The organism is Coleofasciculus sp. (genome assembly GCF_046565525.1).
GTDB lineage: Bacteria > Cyanobacteriota > Cyanobacteriia > Cyanobacteriales > Coleofasciculaceae > Coleofasciculus.
This window is the reverse complement of the sequence record NZ_JBKHUP010000210.1, coordinates 1-4,952: the sequence shown is the minus strand read 5'-3', so window position 1 is coordinate 4,952 and position 4,952 is coordinate 1. Positions and strand designations below refer to the sequence as shown.

The following is a 4,952-nucleotide window of genomic DNA, read 5'->3' as shown; positions in this document are numbered from 1 at the left end:
GCAGCAAGCTAATCGTGGGGCAGAGTGGCTTAGTAATACTCCTTTAGCTCGACAGGGCAGGGAAGCTCTCGGTTGGGCGGGACAGCAAGTTAATCGTGGAGCCGAGTGGGTCAGTAATACTCCTTTAGGTCAACAAGGTAGGCGATTCCTTGATTGGGGGAATCAGCAAGCCGAGCGTGGAGCGCGGTGGTGGGCTGAACAACAAGAACTTGCACAACAGGTGGCTAGACAGTGGAATCTACCTGATGCCAGAATTCCGGCACTCACAACCCCCAATGGCAGACTTCCAAATGTTGAAACACCTAATGGCAGAACTCCGAATGTCGATACACCCAATACCAGACCAAGAACGCCGGATGTTGAAACACCCAATGGCAGAACTCCGAATGTTGATACGCCCAATCCGGCAAAAGTAGAACCAGAAGCGCCTGCGAAACCTCCAGTGGCTGAGGAAACTGCTCCTGCGAAATCTCCTGTATCTGAGGAGACTACACCTAATGGGCGTAGCACTCATATGGATGAGCCGGAAGTCGAGCCTGGTGTGGTTGCTGAAAAGCCGACTACCGATGGAGAACACAAGATCAAGGTTACTAAGGAGGGCGAAGTCCTCTTATGTTCAGACTGTAATTTGTTGAGAAACGAATATGCAGAGGAACTTAAACTTGCGGATACAGATCCTGATATTGCCAAGATTAAACAGGAGCTTGACGCAGCTGACAAAATAACTAATCCTGCGGATAAAGTTAAAGCCGAAGCTGAAATTCAGCAAAAGCTGAATGAAGTCAGGAAGGCGAGATTAGCTGACCTCCAAAAAAGTATTGGTCTCTCCGATGAAGCCACTCGAATCCTGCAAGAAAATCAAGTGAAACCATCTCTGGTCGAGGAACTCGTCGAAAAAGGGTTGAAACCAGATGATGTAGCTCTTTACGCGAAAGTTCCTCATGGTTTAGAGATATTCAAAGGTCTCCTCGACAAACAAATTCAACCCCATATCGCTGAGAAAGTTGTAAGCTTGGCTGAGAGGAACGGTGTGCTTGAGCAGGTGAACGCACTTGTTAGTCAAGGTAACCTACGTAATCCCACAAAGCTCAGAGGAATATTGGTAGCACTCAATACGGGGGATAGAGGTATGTTGAATGAACTCAATATAGCTTCAGACCTAGCCAAGAACAATCATGAAGTCGAATTAGCAACGCAGGGTGATATAGTTGACTTCGGAAAAAGAGGCGATCCCAGTCCTGCTAAGGAAGTTATTCAGGCTAAAGAAGTCACAAGTGGAAAAATAGTCGAGGACGGACAAGTAGATGCATTTACTAAAAATCTCCAGGGAGCTGAGAAGCAACTTGCAGGTAAGAGTACAAAGGGTAAGCTGAAGAAGACAGAAATTCCTAAACCAGAATTCACCCGTGTCGCCGATATTAGCATTGTTAATCCTGACAATCCTCTGTTTAATGCAAACCGTGCTACTTTGAGCGAGGCTATCAATGCCGCACTGAGGCGTGATTTGATACCAGAGGGAACTCCGGTTGTGCAGCGTGTTCGCATTAGAACCAATGGTCGCGTTGAGGTGTTTGAAGCCCCTGACTTCCTGTAATGATAAACACTGGTACAAAAGACATGGTCAACTATTGGATGGCTCGAGCGGATTCACCATTTGCTGAGTGGGAGGCGATTTTTCCACCACCAGCTAATATGTCTGATATTCAACGCTGTCTGCGTTGTGCACAGGGAATTCTGGAAGCAGGCGAAGGGGAAGCTGTCTATCGAGTAGTGGAGACTCGCCGCCCTCTCGACTTTCGCGCAGCTCCCAATTGGGGATATGCCCAATATCTGGAAAAAACTCTGGCAGAAACCGGAACGCTCCCTCTTTTCGATCTAGGGTGGGGTGTTGCTGAGAACTACAACGGTGTGCTCCGGACACCAGCCCGTTTGTGCTACTACGATCTGACAGGTAAAGTGACTGAAGAAGAAGTGGAGAACATGGGGCTGCTTCTCAAAACCCTTCGCCCCGATGATGCCGATTGGGGAAGTATTTTTATGGAGGAAGTAGCTCCGGTCACACTACTTAGCCGATCAGTCAGTCTAAGGGAGCAATCAAAAACCAGCGAGAGAACACTAGCTGTCCAGATCACAATATCGCTATACACAGACATTTGGTTCCCGCAAGTCTTAGGGATTCTTGAAGGAGACCAGCCGCTCAAGCCTCAACCGCCTAAGTGGTACGGCAACAGTGAACTCGCATCCTGCCATACGCCTCGACTTAATCGCTTCTTATCTGCTGTGCGCCAACTCGTATTGGAACTGGGTGGCGAGTGGAGGCTTAATCCACCAGAGGGGATGGCTAAACATTACATGGTAATGGTAAGAGAGGACGGCATTGGACTATAGCTATCCTATCGCTCTTGTGTCACTATCACTATAGGAAAAGAAAAATCGCAGCCAACTGATGAAAGTTATACTTGATGGGCAATCTGGCGATCGCAAACTGATATAGCGCTTCGCGCTGGTCTAGTTACACTTTGTTTGTACGAACATCTCATCTGAACTCAGCTTCAGGTACGGGAGTTGTAAATACACCAGAGCGATTTGCTATAGAAACCCATGCCTTAAGCTCAAATATTGAAAGTCTCTCGGTGCAAGTGTTTCAGATTTTGTTCAATTGGGATAACGATGGAAAACCAAGACGACCAAAACCCAACCCCCACTCCCTCTAAAACATTACAACAAGAATACCAAGAAGCCTTGTTAAAATCTGGCATTCAAGCTGCCAAACTGCTTAATGAGTTAATTGAGCTAAAATTAATGCCAGACCCCCGCGCTAAAGAAATGGTGGATGTCGCTTTAGAGGTGATAAAAATAATTCATTCAGCCCCGGAAGAAATTGTTAACTTTAAAGAAAACAATGATCAGCCTTAAGGATTATCTGTAAACTAAGTAAATTGGCAATCCATCAACCCTTGTATTAGTCTTTTGCCGATACGATGACAGGAAAACTCCCAATGTGACACCTGAAGACATTCCCTCAACACAACCAATTTTTGCCGCCATCGTCAATTTCTTCACAGAAGACAATTGGCACTATGCCCAGCTAGAAAAACAATCAGCTTTACGCCTAGCGTTTAAGGGCAAAAATGACCAATACGACTGTTATGCCCAAGCGATAGAATCACAGCAGCAGTTTATCTTCTACTCCTTATGCCCGATTAAAATTCCCAAATCTAAGCGTCGAGCGGTAGGAGAGTTTCTATCGAGAGCCAACTATGGCATGATTATCGGCAATTTTGAGTTGAATTTCGACGATGGAGAGATTCGTTACAAGACTAGCACTAATGTCAAAAATCACTCTCTTGATTCAGACACCATCAAACAGTTGGTTTACACCAATGTGAACATGATGGATGAATACCTCCCTGGTATCATCGCTGTCAAGAGTGGAGTGTCGCCAGCCGAGGCGATTCGCCATAGTTGACGTTTGACGGGGAAATTGAAACCTAGACGTAACTGCTCATACCCTCAATAAGTATTGACCAGTCCATTTAACTAACTTTCCAAATGTCCATCCTCTTAACAAAGATAATGATTTATTCTCAGGATCAGTCCAGGTGATATCTGAGAAAATGCACTCGACAAAAGAATTAAACATAGCAACAGTAAAATTCCATAGAAAAAGCTTTTAAAGTAAAAAGCGGCTTTGACCCCTATTCCTATAAACACTAGAAATGTTATGGTATTTAAGAAATGCATTATATCTAAAAAAGGTTGTAGAGCCTGACTAAGTGAATCCATAATTTCTATTCTCCTTGAAAATTTATTCCACTATCTTATCTTAAGACATCGGTCAAGAAACCAGGTTTCTTTTTGGGAAAGTACGATTTTTGAGGAGTTGAGCGCTAAAACTACGATTGGATAAGGCTTGACGCTGAGTGTACTACATCTACACAGAGGCTTCAGCATAACTGATACAATAGATGGATTATGAAACTACCTAATGGCAATCAAGCTGAAATTCCCATGGAGAAGTTGATTGGCTATTGCTTGAATCCTGAACACTCATCTGGCAAGCATAAAGCCAGAGTATTCAAATCGGCTCTGGGAATCACCACCAGTAATGCTGAAATGTTACGAGATTTGATTCAACAATCGGCAGTGGAAGGTGAGGTGGTTCAGGAAGAAAAGACTACGTTTGGGCAAATCTTTAAAGTAGATTGGGTTGTACCAGAAGCCGTTAATCTAGGATCAGATCAGGTAACACTCCGAACCATTTGGGAAATCACAGCTAAAAACAAACAGCCGCGTTTAATATCTGCATTTATCAAGTGATATGGAAAATCTGAATTTGCTGGATACAATTGCCACCTTAAAACCGATTCCCTTGAAGCGGTTGCACTTAGTTGAATCTGACTATGTAATGGTTGAAAACTTGCCAGTCGGACAGGTGGGTACGGTTGTCAATATTTATGATGAGCAGGAAGAACCTCACTATTTAGTTGAGTTTGCTGATTTACAGGGGCGGGAATATGCAATGGCTACATTGAAACGAGACGAAGTTTTGATACTGCACTATGAACTTTCAGTGGCTTAACAATAGCATGATTTACGCCGTGAAAAGTTACCTTTGTAGGTTGGGTTGAGCAACGGATGGGGAAATTAAAACCTCATAAGAATGGCACTGAATTAAGATTGGTGGGCAATGCCCACTCTACGGTATATCAAAGATTTCGGTGATCCCAAAATGCTTATTTCACCACCATTGAGCATTGCTGTGCCCCTACAGGTAGCGCCTGTGCCGTCAAGAAAGCGTAAGTCCAATAGACAAATAGAATACAACAGATGTTCACGCTTTGGGGCGCAAGGATGGTGCCCCAACAGTCGAACCTACGGTGAAAAGGCGCAATCTATTTACAGCCGCCAAGTATTTATGCTTAAATACTCTTAGATATGCATCTGCTATA

General features: G+C 44.3%; 5 protein-coding genes and 1 pseudogene. All 6 read left to right on the top strand.

What is annotated here, in order from left to right; translation table 11 throughout:
- A pseudogene (locus ACLGGO_RS35005) lies at window positions 1-1,594 on the top strand (hypothetical protein); the annotation flags it as partial.
- 38 nt (window positions 1,595-1,632) lie between these two features.
- The gene (locus tag ACLGGO_RS35000) at window positions 1,633-2,388 is read left to right on the top strand and encodes a hypothetical protein (protein WP_446422771.1); all 756 of its coding nucleotides are present in this window, start codon (window positions 1,633-1,635) and stop codon (window positions 2,386-2,388) included.
- Window positions 2,389-2,670: 282 nt separating this feature from the next.
- On the top strand, window positions 2,671-2,916 hold the full coding sequence (locus tag ACLGGO_RS34995; RefSeq protein WP_446422770.1) for a hypothetical protein: 246 nt from the start codon (window positions 2,671-2,673) through the stop codon (window positions 2,914-2,916).
- An 85-nt stretch (window positions 2,917-3,001) separates the two neighbouring features.
- Window positions 3,002-3,469: a YbjN domain-containing protein gene (locus ACLGGO_RS34990; RefSeq protein WP_446422769.1), complete on the top strand. Its 468-nt coding sequence runs from the start codon at window positions 3,002-3,004 to the stop codon at window positions 3,467-3,469.
- A 506-nt stretch (window positions 3,470-3,975) separates the two neighbouring features.
- On the top strand, window positions 3,976-4,320 hold the full coding sequence (locus ACLGGO_RS34985) for a DUF6883 domain-containing protein (RefSeq protein WP_446422768.1): 345 nt from the start codon (window positions 3,976-3,978) through the stop codon (window positions 4,318-4,320).
- A gap of 1 nt (window position 4,321) precedes the next feature.
- Entirely contained in the window at window positions 4,322-4,582 is a 261-nt protein-coding gene (locus ACLGGO_RS34980) for a DUF4926 domain-containing protein (RefSeq protein ID WP_446411026.1), read from the top strand.
- The last annotated feature ends 370 nt before the right edge of the window (window positions 4,583-4,952 follow it).